17 protein-coding genes and 1 pseudogene are annotated in these 14,657 nt (G+C 69.4%); 10 read left to right on the forward strand and 8 right to left on the reverse strand.

Annotation, left to right across the window (positions count from 1 at the left end; translation table 11 throughout):
• The first annotated feature begins 257 nt into the window (after positions 1-257).
• Both ACIO9J_RS43500 and ACIO9J_RS43505 read left to right on the forward strand, forming a co-directional pair.
• The gene (locus tag ACIO9J_RS43500; RefSeq protein ID WP_402011518.1) at positions 258-848 is read left to right on the forward strand and encodes a GNAT family N-acetyltransferase; all 591 of its coding nucleotides are present in this window, start codon (positions 258-260) and stop codon (positions 846-848) included.
• Positions 849-916: 68 nt separating this feature from the next.
• Positions 917-1,105 (forward strand): hypothetical protein, encoded by a 189-nt coding sequence (locus ACIO9J_RS43505; RefSeq protein WP_402011521.1) that lies wholly within the window; start codon positions 917-919, stop codon positions 1,103-1,105.
• A 109-nt stretch (positions 1,106-1,214) separates the two neighbouring features.
• Here the strand turns inward: ACIO9J_RS43505 and ACIO9J_RS43510 are convergent, their stop codons facing one another.
• Positions 1,215-1,550: an STAS domain-containing protein gene (locus tag ACIO9J_RS43510; RefSeq protein ID WP_402011524.1), complete on the reverse strand. Its 336-nt coding sequence runs from the start codon at positions 1,548-1,550 to the stop codon at positions 1,215-1,217.
• 546 nt (positions 1,551-2,096) lie between these two features.
• Here ACIO9J_RS43510 and gyrB point away from each other — a divergent pair.
• Complete coding sequence (gyrB, locus tag ACIO9J_RS43515) at positions 2,097-4,151, forward strand: DNA topoisomerase (ATP-hydrolyzing) subunit B (RefSeq protein ID WP_402011527.1); 2,055 nt, start codon at positions 2,097-2,099, stop codon at positions 4,149-4,151.
• A 24-nt stretch (positions 4,152-4,175) separates the two neighbouring features.
• Here the strand turns inward: gyrB and ACIO9J_RS43520 are convergent, their stop codons facing one another.
• Positions 4,176-4,724 (reverse strand): GNAT family N-acetyltransferase, encoded by a 549-nt coding sequence (locus ACIO9J_RS43520; protein ID WP_402011530.1) that lies wholly within the window; start codon positions 4,722-4,724, stop codon positions 4,176-4,178.
• A 161-nt stretch (positions 4,725-4,885) separates the two neighbouring features.
• Between ACIO9J_RS43520 and ACIO9J_RS43525 the strand changes: the two genes are divergently transcribed.
• Positions 4,886-5,557 carry an alpha/beta hydrolase gene (locus ACIO9J_RS43525; RefSeq protein WP_402011533.1) on the forward strand — a complete coding sequence of 224 codons (672 nt, stop codon included), beginning with the start codon at positions 4,886-4,888 and terminating at the stop codon, positions 5,555-5,557.
• Here the strand turns inward: ACIO9J_RS43525 and ACIO9J_RS43530 are convergent.
• Positions 5,536-5,976 (reverse strand): SRPBCC family protein, encoded by a 441-nt coding sequence (locus ACIO9J_RS43530; protein WP_402011536.1) that lies wholly within the window; start codon positions 5,974-5,976, stop codon positions 5,536-5,538. The two genes, ACIO9J_RS43525 and ACIO9J_RS43530, sit on opposite strands and share 22 nt — an antisense overlap.
• 350 nt (positions 5,977-6,326) lie before the next feature.
• Here ACIO9J_RS43530 and ACIO9J_RS43535 point away from each other — a divergent pair, with 350 nt between their 5' ends.
• Positions 6,327-7,853: an FAD-dependent monooxygenase gene (locus ACIO9J_RS43535; protein ID WP_402011540.1), complete on the forward strand. Its 1,527-nt coding sequence runs from the start codon at positions 6,327-6,329 to the stop codon at positions 7,851-7,853.
• Positions 7,854-7,880: 27 nt separating this feature from the next.
• Here the strand turns inward: ACIO9J_RS43535 and ACIO9J_RS43540 are convergent, their stop codons facing one another.
• On the reverse strand, positions 7,881-8,777 hold the full coding sequence (locus ACIO9J_RS43540; protein WP_402011543.1) for an alpha/beta hydrolase: 897 nt from the start codon (positions 8,775-8,777) through the stop codon (positions 7,881-7,883).
• 88 nt (positions 8,778-8,865) lie between these two features.
• Here ACIO9J_RS43540 and ACIO9J_RS43545 point away from each other — a divergent pair, with 88 nt between their 5' ends.
• Positions 8,866-9,312, forward strand: coding sequence for a MarR family winged helix-turn-helix transcriptional regulator (locus tag ACIO9J_RS43545; protein WP_402011546.1), 447 nt, complete (start codon positions 8,866-8,868; stop codon positions 9,310-9,312).
• Positions 9,313-9,446: 134 nt separating this feature from the next.
• On the opposite strand, the gene ACIO9J_RS43550 is transcribed toward ACIO9J_RS43545, so the two are convergent.
• The gene (locus tag ACIO9J_RS43550) at positions 9,447-9,755 is read right to left on the reverse strand and encodes a peptidoglycan-binding protein (RefSeq protein WP_402011600.1); all 309 of its coding nucleotides are present in this window, start codon (positions 9,753-9,755) and stop codon (positions 9,447-9,449) included.
• A gap of 22 nt (positions 9,756-9,777) precedes the next feature.
• On the opposite strand from ACIO9J_RS43550, the gene ACIO9J_RS43555 reads away from it, so the two are divergent.
• The gene (locus tag ACIO9J_RS43555) at positions 9,778-9,975 is read left to right on the forward strand and encodes a hypothetical protein (protein ID WP_402011603.1); all 198 of its coding nucleotides are present in this window, start codon (positions 9,778-9,780) and stop codon (positions 9,973-9,975) included.
• Here ACIO9J_RS43555 and ACIO9J_RS43560 read toward each other — a convergent pair.
• Positions 9,898-10,185, reverse strand: a pseudogene (locus ACIO9J_RS43560) (hypothetical protein); the annotation flags it as partial. The gene ACIO9J_RS43555 and the pseudogene ACIO9J_RS43560 sit on opposite strands and share 78 nt — an antisense overlap.
• 135 nt (positions 10,186-10,320) lie before the next feature.
• Here ACIO9J_RS43560 and ACIO9J_RS43565 point away from each other — a divergent pair.
• A complete protein-coding gene (locus ACIO9J_RS43565) occupies positions 10,321-10,581 on the forward strand; it encodes a hypothetical protein (protein ID WP_402011548.1) in 261 nt (86 codons plus the stop codon).
• 536 nt (positions 10,582-11,117) lie between these two features.
• Positions 11,118-12,437, forward strand: a complete 1,320-nt coding sequence (locus tag ACIO9J_RS43570; RefSeq protein ID WP_402011550.1) for a hypothetical protein — start codon at positions 11,118-11,120, stop codon at positions 12,435-12,437.
• Between the two features lie 113 nt (positions 12,438-12,550).
• On the opposite strand, the gene ACIO9J_RS43575 is transcribed toward ACIO9J_RS43570, so the two are convergent.
• Entirely contained in the window at positions 12,551-13,147 is a 597-nt protein-coding gene (locus ACIO9J_RS43575) for a TetR/AcrR family transcriptional regulator (protein ID WP_402011553.1), read from the reverse strand.
• A gap of 172 nt (positions 13,148-13,319) precedes the next feature.
• Between ACIO9J_RS43575 and ACIO9J_RS43580 the strand changes: the two genes are divergently transcribed.
• Positions 13,320-13,940: a DUF2867 domain-containing protein gene (locus ACIO9J_RS43580; protein ID WP_402011555.1), complete on the forward strand. Its 621-nt coding sequence runs from the start codon at positions 13,320-13,322 to the stop codon at positions 13,938-13,940.
• 13 nt (positions 13,941-13,953) lie between these two features.
• Here the strand turns inward: ACIO9J_RS43580 and ACIO9J_RS43585 are convergent, their stop codons facing one another.
• Entirely contained in the window at positions 13,954-14,487 is a 534-nt protein-coding gene (locus tag ACIO9J_RS43585) for a 2'-5' RNA ligase family protein (RefSeq protein WP_402011558.1), read from the reverse strand.
• Positions 14,488-14,657 lie beyond the last annotated feature (170 nt).

Raw genomic sequence — 14,657 nt, forward strand, 5'->3', positions numbered from 1 at the left:
AGGGGGCGTTCGCGCCTTGGGGGGGGGGGGGGGGGGGGGGGTGGGGGGGGGGGGGGGGGGGTGGGGGGGGGGGGGGGGGGGGGGGGGGGGGGTGGGGGGGGTGGTGGGGGGGGGGGGGGGGGGGGGGGGGGGCCCCCCCGGGCCCCCCCCCCCCCCCGCCCCACCTCGTTCCGACGGACGGCCCGTTCGGCGCGCGAGCCATTTGGTTTGCCGATCAATTGTTGAATCCTGATCGCGCCGTTGGAATGCTGGGCTCCATGTCTCAAGTGATCTTGTCCACGGAACGTCTCCACCTGGCGCCTCTGGCCGCCGAACACCTCGAGTACCAGGTCGAACTGGATGCCGACGCCGAGGTGATGCGTCACCTCGGCGGCGCTCGCGACCGTGCGGGGGTGGAGGCGGCGCTGCGCGGGAACCTCGCCGACGCGGAGCGGGTCGCGGGACTGGGGTACTGGGCCGGTTTCGTCGCCGGTGAATTCGCCGGTTACTGGCTGCTGCGCCCGCCGGGAGCCGCCGACCAGGAACCGGTGGCGGGGGAGGGGGAACTCGGGTGCAAGATACTCCGTCGCCACTGGCGGCAGGGGCTGGGCAGCGAGGGATCGCGTGAGCTGCTGCGGCACGGGTTCGAGGACCTGGGCCTCAGGCGGATCCACGCGATGGCGGGGGCGGCGAACACCGGCTCGCGGGCGACGCTGATCGCTCTCGGGCTCGAGCAGGTCCGTGAGTTCCTGGCCGACGCGGACGACTTTCCGCCCGGCGCAGACCTGCGCACGGTCGAGTATGCGATCACCCAAGAGCAGTGGCAGGCGGGCCTCGTGTTGAACAACTCCTTTCTTGAAGGCAGTTGAAGAGCGACAATGCAGATCAAGGCGGACTACGGAGTGGTCCCGCCGAACCGACGGGGATAGTGGGACAGATGATCATCATCGTTTCCCTACTGGTCGTGGCCGCGTTAGCGATCGGCGCGTGCTTGTTCGTAGTGGCGCGCCGCGGGGGCTCGGGGGAGCAGGGCGCGCTGGAGCGCGGGGCGGCGGAGCAGGGACTCGCGCAGGGGATGAGCATGGGGAATGCCAGGGAGCAGAGCGCGGGAGGTCTCGGCATCTGATGCCCTGGGAGCGGCAGCGGAGCTGACGGGCGCACTTGTGCGGCCGCCTCCGTGAGCCGGTCACCCTTGTGCCGGTCGGCCTTCTGCCGGTCACCCTCGTGATGAGAGCTCAGGAGCGAGGGTGACCGGGGTCGGGACTGGCGAGGAACAGGCTCGTGGTCCCCGTGATGTCCAGGACGCGCCGAACGTGCGGGGAGGCGTCGACCAGGCGCAGGGACCCGCCCCGGGATGCCGCGCGACGCCGGTGTCTGAGCAGCACTTTCAGCGTGGTGGAGTCGATGAAGGTGACACGGGACAAGTCGAGTTCGCAGTGTCTGTCGTCGCAGGAGTCGAGTTCCCGCTCCAGCCGCGCGATGTTCTGCAGGTCGATCTCGCCTGACACGTGGATCAGGACCGTGTCGAGGACGTCGACCGCCTCAACGGTGAACGGCAGGTTTCGTGCCACGCGGGTACCCCTTGGTTCGTGCGGTGGTGAGCGGCTCCGGACAGGGCCAGTGACGCTGAGTGCCCCCGCCGCTCCATCCCAAACCAGCGTCTGGAACGACCGCGTCAATACCGCTTGACCTGGAGTGACAGTCCTCCTCCGGCCGCTCGGTCGGCCGCTTTCCGCGAGCTCCCCCTGGACCCCGGCGGACCCACGCGGCCCGGCCGCCGGCAGCGGCCGGAAGCGCCGGAAACAGCGCCTTGGACACTGCGCGACAAGCCACCGAGAGAGCCGTTGAGCGTCCGCCTGCCGCCTTATTGCGACCGCGAGGCAGGGGGGATTGTCTGACGGGGTTCCAGGGTCGCACAGTGGAGGCTGGAGCCCTTCGTGCCCTATTGAATGTGGGCACCTTCGGTATTCTGGACAGCGTCCCGGTAGCTAATGGCCCTGAGCTCCACGAGCCCCAGGGTCCTGTTCGTGCTGCCGTGCCCCGTCTCCGTCAGCTGTCCGGCCGCTCCCGCACCAAGGTGTGGGAGCGCGGTCCGCCATGCCCGAAAGAGAGCATTCGTGACCACTCACGACACACGTATCGCCACTGACGCCTCCACCTCCACGGACACCCCCGCGCCACAGGCGACCGGCGGCCATCCGGGGACGGCGTCGTACGACGCCAACGCGATCACTGTTCTGGACGGCCTGGACGCCGTGCGCAAGCGGCCCGGCATGTACATCGGCTCCACGGGGGCGCGAGGCCTGCATCACCTGGTGCAGGAGTTGGTGGACAACTCCGTGGACGAGGCGCTCGCGGGGGTGGCCGACCGGATCGACGTGACGATCCTCGCCGACGGCGGGGTGCGGGTGGTCGACAACGGCCGCGGTATCCCGGTGGGGACGCACCCGGTGGAGAAGCGGTCCGCCGTCGAGGTGGTGCTCACCGTGCTGCACGCGGGCGGGAAGTTCGGAGGCGGCGGGTACGCGGTCTCCGGCGGTCTGCACGGCGTGGGCCTGTCCGTGGTCAACGCGCTGTCGACCCGGCTCTCGGCGGAGATCTGGACCGACGGCCACCGCTGGACGCAGGACTACAGGAACGGCGCTCCCGTCGCCCCGCTCACCCGCCACGAGACCAGCTCCCGGACGGGTACGTCCCTGACGTTCTGGGCGGACGGCGGCATCTTCGAGACCACGGAGTACGCCTTCGAGACGCTGGCCAGGCGTTTCCAGGAGATGGCCTTCCTGAACCGCGGACTCACCCTGACCCTCACCGACGAACGGCCCTCCGCGCGCGCGACGGCCGCGGCCGACTCGGCCCGCCCGGACCCGGCGGCGAAGTCGGTCTCCTACCGCTACGACGGCGGCATCATCGACTTCGTCGGCTACCTCAACGCCCGCAAGGGCGAGCCGGTCCATCCCTCGATCATCACCATCGCCGCCGACGACACGGAACGCCTCCTGTCGGTCGAGGTCGCGCTCCAGTGGAACGGCCAGTACACCGACAGCGTGTACTCGTACGCCAACGCCATCCACACCCACGAGGGCGGCACGCACGAGGAGGGCTTCCGCACCGCCCTGACCACGGTGGTCAATCGTTACGCGCGGGAGAAGAAGCTGCTGCGGGAGAAGGACGCGAACCTGTCCGGTGAGGACATCCGCGAGGGCCTGACCGCGATCATCTCGATGAAGCTGGGCGAGCCGCAGTTCGAGGGGCAGACCAAGACCAAACTCGGCAACACCGAGGCGCGCGCCTTCGTACTGAAGGCCACCCACGAACGCCTGAGCGACTGGTTCGACCGCAACCCGCACGAGGCCACGGACATCGTGCGCAAGGCCGTCCAGGCGGCCACGGTCCGGGTCGCGGCCCGCAAGGCGCGCGATCTGACCCGTCGCAAAGGCCTGCTCGAGACGGCGGCGCTGCCGGGCAAGCTGTCCGACTGCCAGTCGAACGACCCGGCGACGTCGGAGATCTTCATCGTCGAGGGCGACTCCGCAGGCGGCTCGGCCAAGTCCGGCCGCAACCCGCGGAACCAGGCGATCCTTCCGATCCGCGGCAAGATCCTCAACGTGGAGAAGGCCCGGATCGACAAGATCCTGCACAATCAGGAGATCCAGGCGATCATCTCCGCGTTCGGCACGGGCGTGCACGAGGACTTCGCCCTCGCCAAGCTCCGCTATCACAAGATCATCTTGATGGCGGACGCCGACGTCGACGGCCAGCACATCAACACCCTGCTCCTGACCTTCCTGTTCCGCTTCATGCGGCCACTGCTGGAGCAGGGGCACGTCTACCTCTCCCGTCCGCCCCTGTACAAGATCAAGTGGAGCCGCGACCGCATCGAGTACGCATACTCGGACCGCGAGCGCGACATTCTCCTCGAACGAGGCCGGCAGGACGGCCGCCGGGTCAAGGACGACTCCATCCAGCGCTTCAAGGGCCTGGGCGAGATGAACGCAGAGGAGCTGCGCGTCACGACCATGGACCCCGACCACCGGATCCTGGGCCAGGTCACCCTCGACGACGCGGCCGTCGCCGACGACCTCTTCTCCGTACTGATGGGCGAAGACGTCGACGCACGCCGCCACTTCATCCAGCGCAACGCCAAGGACGTGCGCTTCCTCGACATCTGAACCCGATCGGCTGGGAGCGAGCGGCTAGCCAGAGGTCACGGCCGGGCGCCACAGGCCCATCCACTGCTCGGCGCCCCACGCCCGGAACCGATGCGCCTCGGTGAATCCGAGCTTCGCCGCGAGGCGCATCGAGCGTGCGTTGGCGGTCTGGGTGCAGAGCACCACCGGCTGGCCCGGCAGCGCGCCGGCGAACCAGTCGAGGGCGGCCGCGCATGCCTCGGCCGCGTAGCCGTGTCCCCAGGCCTGGGGGAGGAGCAGGTACCCGATTTCGGCCTCCCCGGCATCGGGACGGACACCACTACGACGCTCCGCGTCGCGCCGGTTGAGCTCGACGGTGCCGATCATCGCTCCGTCGAGTTCGATCACGAAGAGACCGGGGCGCCGCTCGGGCGTCTCGGGCACCATGCGCTCGCACTCGTCGCGCGGCCGAGGGCCACCCAGGTAGGCGTTCACTTCCGGGGAGGCGAACAACTCGATGAACGCGGCACGGTCCCGCGCCTCCGGCACGCGGAGCACGAGCCGATCGGTGTTGATCGGGTCAAGTGGCCAGGCGACGGGGCCGAGTTCAGTCATAGAGGAAAACCTATAGAACACCCGTCCCGCCGGAGCCAGGACCGGCTGCCGGGACGGATCGGGGTGTGGGGTGGGCACACGTGTCTCGCGCGCGGGCCGCACGCTCTCCTGCCAGGCTCAATCCGTGGCACCACCCGGGTATGGAGCGATAACGTGCGCGAATGACTGACGTGATCATCCTTCACGGAGCCTGGCACCAGCCAGCTCACTACGCCGAACTCGCCGCTCTGCTGCGCGCACGGGAGCTGTCCGTGGAGGTGCCCGATCTCTACGAACTGTCACTCGCCGAGAGCACCGCGAAGGTCGAGGCCATCGTGTCGGACTCGGCGGAACAGCCGGTGGTGGTGGGGCATTCGTTCGGGGGTGTCGCCGCCGGGACGGTGCGTGGTGCCGCCGCGTTGGTCTTCCTCAACAGCTGGATCCTCGACGTCGACGAATCCCCGGCCAAGGTGCTCGCGGGGAACCCCGGCGAGCCCGGCGAGGGATTGCTCGCACTGCCCGACGCGGACGGCCGGCTCCGCCTTGACCCGGACGATGCCCGGACGAAGCTCTACGGCGACATCGACGAAGCGGCGGCCACGCGTGCGGTGGAGTTGCTGCGTCCGGAACCCCCGTCGATCTTCGACGTCACGCCTACGCACGTGAGTTGGCGGGACACCCCGTCGGTCTACCTCCGCGGGACGCAGGACCGGACCATCGCGACACCGCTCCCGGACCGCTTCGCCGGACGTTGCTCGCGCACGGAAGTGTGGGACACCAGCCACTCGCCGTACCTGGCTCGCCCGGCCGCCGTGGCCGACCTGATCCAGCGTCAGCGCGCGTTCTCCGCGTAGCGGGCCAGCCCGTCCGCCATGCCCTGCATGAACTTCCGGAGATAGCGCGGCATGATCCAGCCCAACAACCAGTTGGTCTCGTACGTGCCGTGCCAGTGGATGACCGTGCCCGAACTCGCCGTCGGCGTCAGCTCGATGCGTGCGTGGTAGTTGTGCATCGCGGAGTTGAAGGCGTCCTCGTAGCCGAGGAGTCGCTGCTCGACCTTCTCGGTCAGGCGCTCTCCGGTCACGTTGCGTCCCGTACGGAAGGCCCGCACGGCACCGACGCCGTCGTCACCACCGGGGTCGAGGCCGACGGACCGCTCCTTGTCCAGGCCGTCCACCTTGGACCACAGCGGCCAGCTTCCGGCGTCGACCAGCAGCATCCAGACAACTTCGGGTGGGGCGGCGGTCGTTGCCGTGACGTCGTACGAATGCATGGTGGCAGGCTCCGGGGAGTGGGGGAGAACGTCCGTGAGGTGATGCCGGTACGCCTGCAGTCTTGCCGGACCTTTCGCGACCTGGCTCGGATTCTTGCGGATATGGCAAGTTGTGATCGGCGGACGGCAGGATCTCCTTGAGGTGATGAACCGCATGTGAGCCCGCCGCGCAGACGCGCCGTGTGCCACGAGGGCGTCGAGCTGCGTGCCTGCGCCAGCCGCGTGGCGCGTTGTCGGTGGTTTGTCGGGGATGTCGGCGATATGTCGGTCCGATGTCGGCGGGGAGTGACATCTTTCGAGAGGTCCGGCCGGGTGGCTGCCCGGTGGTGACTTCGGAAAGGGGATGTCTCATGCATGACGTAGTGATCGTGGGCGCAGGCCCGGTCGGTCTTTTCCTCGCCTGCGAGCTGGGCCTCGCGGGCTGTTCCGTGCTGGTGGTGGAGAAGGAGGCGGATCCGGACTCGCCGTGGCGGTCCGAACCGCTGGGCATGCGCGGTCTGTTCGGCTTTTCGACCGGGGCCTTCTACCGCCGGGGCCTGCTGGACGCGCTGGTCGCCGCGTCTACCGACTTGAGCAGGGGTAGGGACACCCGTACCGCGACCGGTGAACCGTCAGGGCCGCCCCCGATAGGCCACTTCGCCGGAATGGTGCTCGATCCGGCCTTGGTCGACATCGAGACCCTCCCCTTCCGACTGCCCAGCCCGGCACCGGACTTCATGGTGACCAGCCTCGAAGCGGTCGAGTCGCTGCTGGCCGAGCGCGCGGTCAAACTGGGCGTCGACATCCGGCGCGGCGTCACCGTGGACGGGGTCACCCAGGACGCGGACCACGTGGTCGTGTCCGCGGATCAGGGGGAGTTCGAGGCGCGCTGGGTCGTCGGCTGCGACGGCGGACGGAGCGCGGTGCGACGTCTCGCGGGCTTCGACTTCGCGGGCACCGAGCCGCAGGCCACCGGATACACCCTGCTCGGCACGTTCGCCGACCCGGAGAAGCTGCGCCCCGGGATCAACCTGACGCCGACGGGCATGTACCTCCGGATGTCCGTCGAGGGGCACATCGGCATGATGGACTTCGACGGCGGTGCGTACGACCGCTCGAGGCCGCCGACCCGCGACCACCTCCAGACGGTGCTGCGCCGGGTGTCCGGCACCGACGTCACCCTGAGCGATGTCCGGGTCGCCTCCACCTACACCGACCGGGCCAAGCAGGCGACGACCTACCGGCAGGGCCGCGTCCTGCTCGCGGGCGACGCGGCCCACATCCACTCGCCGCTCGGCGGCCAGGGGCTGAACACCGGCATCGGCGACGCCGTGAACCTCGGATGGAAACTCGCCGCGACCGTGCGAGGGCACGCACCGGACGACCTCCTCGACACCTACGACCAGGAGCGCCACCCGATCGGCGCCCAGGTGCTCGACTGGTCGCGCGCCCAGGTCGCGATCATGCGGTCGGACCGGTACGCCCAGGCCGCCCAGAGCGTGGTCCGCGACCTGCTCGGCACCGAGGACGGGACGACGTATGTCTTCGAGAGGGTGTCGGGCGCATCGATCCGCTACGACCTGGGCAGCGCGCATCCGCTCGTGGGCCGTAGCGCCCCCAACTTCCTTCTCGGTGACGGAACATGTCTCGGTGAGCTGATGCGCGACGGTCGGGGCGTCGTCCTCGACTTCAGCGCCGACCGCCGACTGAGCGGCCCGGCTGCGGCCTGGCGCGGCCGACTGCGTCACGTCTCCGGGACGCCGTCGGACGACCTCGGCCTCGGCGCCGTACTCGTACGTCCGGACGGTGCCGTGGCGTGGACGGACGTCCACGACTTCGCCACCGACGGGTTCGAACGAGCGGCGTCCCGGTGGTTCGGTCACCCACAAGCCGCCTGATCGGCACGCGTAAGCGGGCTCGCCGGCTCAGGCGCCGAGGCGCTGGGTGAGGAAGAGGGCGGCGCGGTCGAGGGCCTGGTCGGCTTCGTCGAGCCGGCCGGTGAAGGACTGGAAGACGTGCGGCACGCCGGCCGTGACGTCCAGGATGACGTCGACCTCGGCGTCGCGGGCCCGCTGGGCGAGGCGCACCGAGTCGTCCAGCAGTAGTTCGTCGGTACCGACCTGGAGCAACAGTGGCGGGAAGCCGGTCAGGTCGGCCAGGACGGCCGGTGTGAGCAGCTCCTGGTTCGGGTCCTGCCCGCCGAGGTACATCTCGCCGGTGTAGGCCATGCCCTCGGGGGTGAAGAAGGGGTCGATCCCGACCTTCGTCGTCATGGTGGCGCCGCTGCGGGTGTGGTCGAGACCGGGGGAGAAGGCGACGATGGCGCCGGGCACGGGCAGCCCGGCGCTTTTCGCGGCGAGGGTGGTGGTCACGGTCAGACCGCCGCCGGCCGAGTCCCCGGCGAACGCGATCGACCGCGCGCTCACCCCGTCCTCCAGCAGCGCCTGGTAGGCGGCGAGACAGTCCTCGATCGCGGTAGGGAAGGGGTGTTCCGGCGCGAGCCGGTAGTCCAGCGACAGTGCCCGGCATCCGGTGCGGGTCACCAGGCCGGCGGTCAGGCCCATCGCCGTTTGCGGAGACCCTAGCGAGAACGACCCGCCGTGGAAGTACAGGATGGTGCCCGGACGCTGATCGCTCTCCGGCTCGACCAGGACCGCGGGCCGCCCGCCCAGCTCGGTGTCGGTCGTGCGGACCTGGGGGACGGCGAACTGGGCCATCATCCGCGCGAAGTCCTCGCGCATCCGCTCAACGGGCTGCGGTTCGAAGCCTTGCGGCCCTCCGCGCAGCATGGCGGCGATGGCCTCGCGCTGTTCCTTGCTCATAGCTGTACTCCTCCGGGGGCACTGCCGTACGTTATATGCCGTGGAAGATAATGTATATGCCTCGGCATCCAAAGGTGATGAAGAGGCGGTGACGGCGACGTCGTTCTTCAGTGATCTGGTGCGCTGCGAGACCCGCCTGTACAACGCGCTCAACGAACAGATGCGCCGAAACCATGGGATCGCGGCGTCGCAGTACGAGTTCTTGAGCTACCTGCGCGATCACCCGGACGCACGCGTCGGGGACCTCGCGAGGTTCTTCGCCGTCGGCGTCGGAGCGACCAGCAAGGGAGTGGACCGGCTCGAAGGGCAGGGCTGGGTCAGGCGTGTTCCCGACCCAGCCGACCGCCGCTCCTCACTGCTGGAACTCACCGACGCGGGCGCGCGACTCGTCGGTGAAGCGGAGACCACGTTCGCGGCGATCGGCGGGCTCGTTCAAGAGGCCCTCGACCCCGCACGGCTGCGCGAGGCCGCGCAGGCGCTGCGGCAGCTCTCGACGGCGCTCGCAGAGGACGGGGTCGGTATGCCCGCCGGTTGAAGCGGAAGTCGCCCGAACGGGGACCCCGCACTCTGCTGGTCTCATCGAGTGAAGACTGAACGTCGACGTCAGGGTGAGACTGGTGGGTGGCGGTCAGGACAGGCTCGGCCATTGCGGCCCGATGGGCGGCCCGCTCAGCACGCTCTGGTAGCCCGCCAGAACGCGGCCCTCGTATCCGGCCCGGCAACTCCGTCCACGGCCAGGTGCTCGACCCCGGACCAGTTCAAGAACCGTTGCAGTGCCTTGATCGTGTTGGTCCCGACGATTCCGTCGACGACCAGCTTGTGACTGCCGCTGTGGCCGTAGTCGTTGAACAGCCGCTGCGCCGCCTTCCAGCTGTCGGTGCCCAGCTGTCCGTCGATCGTTCCGGGGCGGTATCCCCAGTAGTCCAGGTAGCACTGCCAGTTCTTGGCGTGCGCCGCGTTGAGACCGAGGTTGTTCACCGCGAGCAGGGAGGCGTCCTCGGTGCTCGCCGCCCTCGTGGCGGCGGGCGGTGCCGCCGCGACGCTGATGCCGGCGCCCGCCAGGCTTCCGGCGGCGATCCCGACGGCGGCGGCCGCACTGACGAGTGCCCTGATGGCAGCAGACCTGGAGCAGATCGGTCCGACCGGGCGGCCGCAGCAGGGGCACATCGCGCGCATACAGCTGAGCCACCGGCAGTAGCAGGGAGACCGGACCCTCGTGCCACTTGTCGCAGTGGGGCCACGGCTGACCGGCGGGCCAGAGCAGCGGCCCGCCGATCGAGCTGTCGTACGGCGTCGGAGAACCGGAGTGGGGATGCAGCCGGGGCGTCGAACGTGCCAGCGGGGCCAGCCGAGGGAAGGCCGCGGCCACGTCGAACGGCCGTGCCGGGGTCGTACGGATGGCGTTCACGGTGGCGATACTGCCAGCAGCCTCTGACAATCGGCGTTCGGCAAGTACAAGGACGGCAAGGCCAACGAGGAGTACTCGCGGATCACGATCGCCGAGTCGACCGGCGGCAAGGTCACCTACGGGCACCTCGCGCTCGTGGAACCGGTGAACGGCGGCTTCAGGGAGCAGACCTGCACGTCGCACGCGGACGGCGTCGCCTGGTACAAGAACCGGCTGTTCGTCGCCAACGGCATGGAACTCCAGGTGTACGACCTCGCGCACATCTGGCGCATGGACGTGACGACCAGCAGGGACACCGGCTGGGTAGCGGGCGGCAAGTCCTCCGCCCGCTACCACCGTTGGGCCCTTCCCCTCGTGGCCCGCTACAGCAGCTACTCGCGGACGGCGTGTGGCTGACCCTGTGGGACAGGACGTTCATGCCCGCTCCGGGTGGCCGGCCCACGCAGGCGGTCGAGAGGCAGCAGTGGACCGTGAAGGGCTTCTGACGGGTTGATCAGCCGGAAAGCGAATCGGGGGCGGAAGCCGGGGCAAGTCGTCAGATGGCCACGTGTTGACTGTATTTGGACAACGGCGCACGTTCCGCCCCCGAGTTGTTGAAGCGGCGAGATGATGCGCGCAGCCTGTGCCGCCGTGGTCCGGGGTGGCGGAGCTGCCTGCGGCGCGGCATGCGACGTACGGGGGCTCTGCCCGTGGGTGGGACGACGGCGAGGAGCGGGCCCGTACGACCGCACGGCTGCCAGTCCCCGGGGTCCTTCGGATCCGCTGTCAGGGTGCGGAACCGCTGAAGGGGGAAGCTCTTGATCCTCGCACTCTCCAGATCTGCCAGACCCTCCGGACCGACCAGACCTACCGGGCCAGGCAGGTCGCTCCTCGCCGTCTGGAGGCGACGGCTGCTCACTCTCGCCGCAGGCGGTGCGCTCGCGCTGACGGGCGTGGTGGCGCTCCCCGCGCCCGCGCAGGCCGCCGCGGGACCGACGGCGTACGTGGCCAACTTCCATGGCGACACCGTCTCGGTGGTCGATACGAGCACGAACACCATCACCGGCACCATCGCGGTCGGCAACAGCCCCGTCGGAGTGGCGGTCAACCCGGCCGGCGCGCACGCCTACGTCACCAACTTCGACGAGGCCACCGTCTCGGTGATCGACACGGACACCAACGCGGTCACGGCGACGATCCCCGTCGGCAGCAATCCCCTCAACGTGGCGCTCACGTCGTCCGGAGCCCGCGCGTACGTCGCGAACAGCGGCGCGGCCACGGTCTCGGTCATCGACACGGCGACCAACACGGTCAGCGCCACCATCGAGGTCGGTGACTCCCCGAACGGCCTGGCGATCACCCCGTCGGGAACCACGGCCTACGTGACCAACAGCGGCGGGACAACGGTCTCCGTCATCGACACCGCGACCAACGCGGTGACCGCCAGCGTCCCGGTCGGGGCCTCGCCCACGGGTGTGGCGGTCAGCCCCTCCGGGGCCGTCGCCTACGTGACCAACAACGGCGGGACCACGGTTTCGGTCATCGACACCGCGACCAACGCGGTCAGCGCCACCATTCCGGTCGGGGACTCCCCGAACAGCGTCGCGTTCAACGCGGCGGGCACACGCGCCTATGTCGCCGACCGGGGCAGCGACGACGTGAAGGTGATCGATACCGCGACCCGTACGGTCACGGACACCATTTCGGTCGGTGACGGCCCGGCCAGGGTCGAGGTCCACACGGCCGGCACGTCCGTCTACGCCGCCAACGTGGACGCGGACACCGTCTCGGTGATCGACACCGGGACCAACACCGTCACCGCCACGATCGGCGGATTCACCGGCCCGTACGGCATCGCCTTCCTCTCGACGCAGCCCTCGGCGAAGGCGGACATCGACGTCAACCTCACCGCTCAGCCGCGCCTGAGCATCCTGGCGCCCTACGTGTCGTACACCCTGACCGCCCGCAACACCGGCCCCAAGGACGTCACTTCGGCGTCGCTCACCGTGAAGCTCCCGCGGGGCGCCTCCGCGACCAACCTCTCCGCCGGATGCACCTCCTCGGGTGCCACGGTGACCTGCGCCTACGGAGCCATCGCCGACCAGGCGAGCGTGAACAAGACCTTCCGTGTCCCGCTGCACCTGCTGACCCTCGGACCGGTCAAGGCGACGGCCCAGCGCACGAGCTCCGCGCCCGTCGACCCCGGCCCCGCCAACGACAGCGCGTCCGTCACCTGCACCGCCATCTCCATCCTCCTGCTCACCTGCCCCTGACAAGGGGGGAGGGCGTCCGGCAGGACCTCGGCGACCACCGCCGGGTCCTGCCGGACACGTTTTTCAGGCCACTCAGGCCACGGCCGCGCCGAGCGGCCGAACTGACGTAAGCATCACCTGCGTATGAGGGCGAGTGCCGAGTCGAGGAGTGCGGAGGTCAGCGCGGGGAGTTGGTCGGGAGATTCCGACAGCAGATAGAGCCAGGCGAAGACGGGGCCGACCAGCAGGGCGTTGAGGACGGCCGGGTCGGGGCGGGTGGGGAGTTCCCCGCGTGCGGCGGCTCGGTCCAGGATCTCGGTGAGGGTCCGGCGCTGGGCGCCGAGGTACTTCGCGTCGAAGCGGTCGCGCAGCGCGGGGTCGGCGTGGATGTCGGCCAGCAGGCCGGGCACGGTCCCCGGCGGTGGCGAGGCCATGCTGTCGGCGACCTCGGCGAGCACGGCGGCCAGATCGGCGCGCAACGATCCGAGATCGGGCGCCACGGACAGGAACTGGCCCGACACGAGGACATCGAAGATCATTTCTTGTTTGCTGGCGTGCCGCCGGTAGATCGCCGCCTTGCCCACGCCGGCACGCGCGGCCACCTCGTCCATCGTGAGACGCGCGTACCCCACCTCGGCCAGCAACACCAGTACGGCGGAGGCGATGGCGTCGTCGACGCGGCTGTCCCGGGGACGGCCGCCCTGATTTAGAGCTTGTTTCCGAGCAGGCATGCGCGCATCATACGGAACGAGGAGTATCGAAACCAACAGTTCCGGAACTATTGGTTTCGGGTTCCCGCCCCGAGCCGACAGCGCACATGAGATGCAGCGCAAACCAGGTGCAGCGCACATGAGATGCAGCGCAAACCAGATGCAGCGCACACCAGATCGGAAGGAACGACAGATGCGAATCCCCAAAGCCGCCCACACCGCACAGCCGTGGCGGATCCACGAACTCACCCGCGACTTCCGGATCGAGGACGTGTGGTCCCTGCGCGCCCCCGGCGCCGGGCCCGACGACTTCCCGGTGATGCTCGACGCGCTGAAGGTGTCCTACGACACCCGCAAGGAGCCGGCCGCGACCCGCTTCCTGATGGGGGTGCGCTGGAAGCTCGGCGCGCTGCTCGGCTGGGACCGTTCCCAGAAGGGTCTTGGCGGGCGGGTCGCCTCGCTCCGCGACCGCCTTCCGAGCGAACTGGCGCGGACCGCGCACGACATCACTCCCTGCACCGACCCGTTCGTCGAGGTCTACCAGCTCGACGACGAAGCGGCCCGCGAACTGGCCAACAAGACCGTCCACGCCATCATGCACCTGGGCTGGGTAGGCACCGTCGACGGCGGATTCGAACTCCGCATGGCGGCCCTGGTCAAACCCAACGGACGCTTCGGACGGGTCTACATGGCCTTCATCGCACCGTTCCGCTACCTGCTCATCTACCCGCCACTGATCCGGCAATGGGAACGCGCCTGGCAGGACCGCGCCGACCTGTTGGCCAAGCGGGACCCCTCCGACGGAACCTCTTGAACTGCCCTACCTGCTAAGCGACTTGGGCGGTGAGGGGCCACTCGGCGAGAGCCTGCCACCCGTCGGGTGCGAGAGCGACGACGTGGACGGCGGACACCTCGGTACGGATCGGCAGACGGCCGGTGACGCGCTGCGCGATGTCGGCGGCGATGCGGTCATCCGCGTTGAGCGCCACGGTGACATGCACCGGCGGATCCTGCCCGAAGCGGCCTCCGTAGGGAACCTGCTCAGGAAACGCGGTGCGAACGGCACCGGCCAGGCCGCCCAGTTCGGGCACCGGAACACCGACGAACGAGCCGACCCGCTCGACCTCGGCCAACTGGAGGTCAATCCGGCCGCTCACGGGAGCGGCTCGCCTTAGCGCGATCCGTAGCCGCTCCAGCTCCCCCGCACCGATCTGTTCGAGGGGCAGCCACGGGTAGAGCAGCGCCGCGTGCGCGGGCATGCCTTGCCGCACCACTCGTGCGTCCACCTGACCGGCCAGCTCCAACAGCGGTTCGGCGTCAGGCACCAGCATCAGGACAGCCGTCGTTCCCAGCGCAGGCATGGCCGTACTTACCTCGTCTCTTGCGTCGAGTCCCGTCACTGGAACCTTAACCAGGAACGTCGTCCTGCCTGCGGGTATGACGGCGTTCGTGGTCGGAGCCTTGCGTGCTGGGGCGATCTTCGGCGCTGTTCGCTGAACAGCAGGCTCATCGACGGAGTGCTCCCGGCCCT

Origin of the sequence: Streptomyces sp. NPDC087300 (assembly GCF_044744425.1) — a bacterium.
GTDB lineage: Bacteria > Actinomycetota > Actinomycetes > Streptomycetales > Streptomycetaceae > Streptomyces.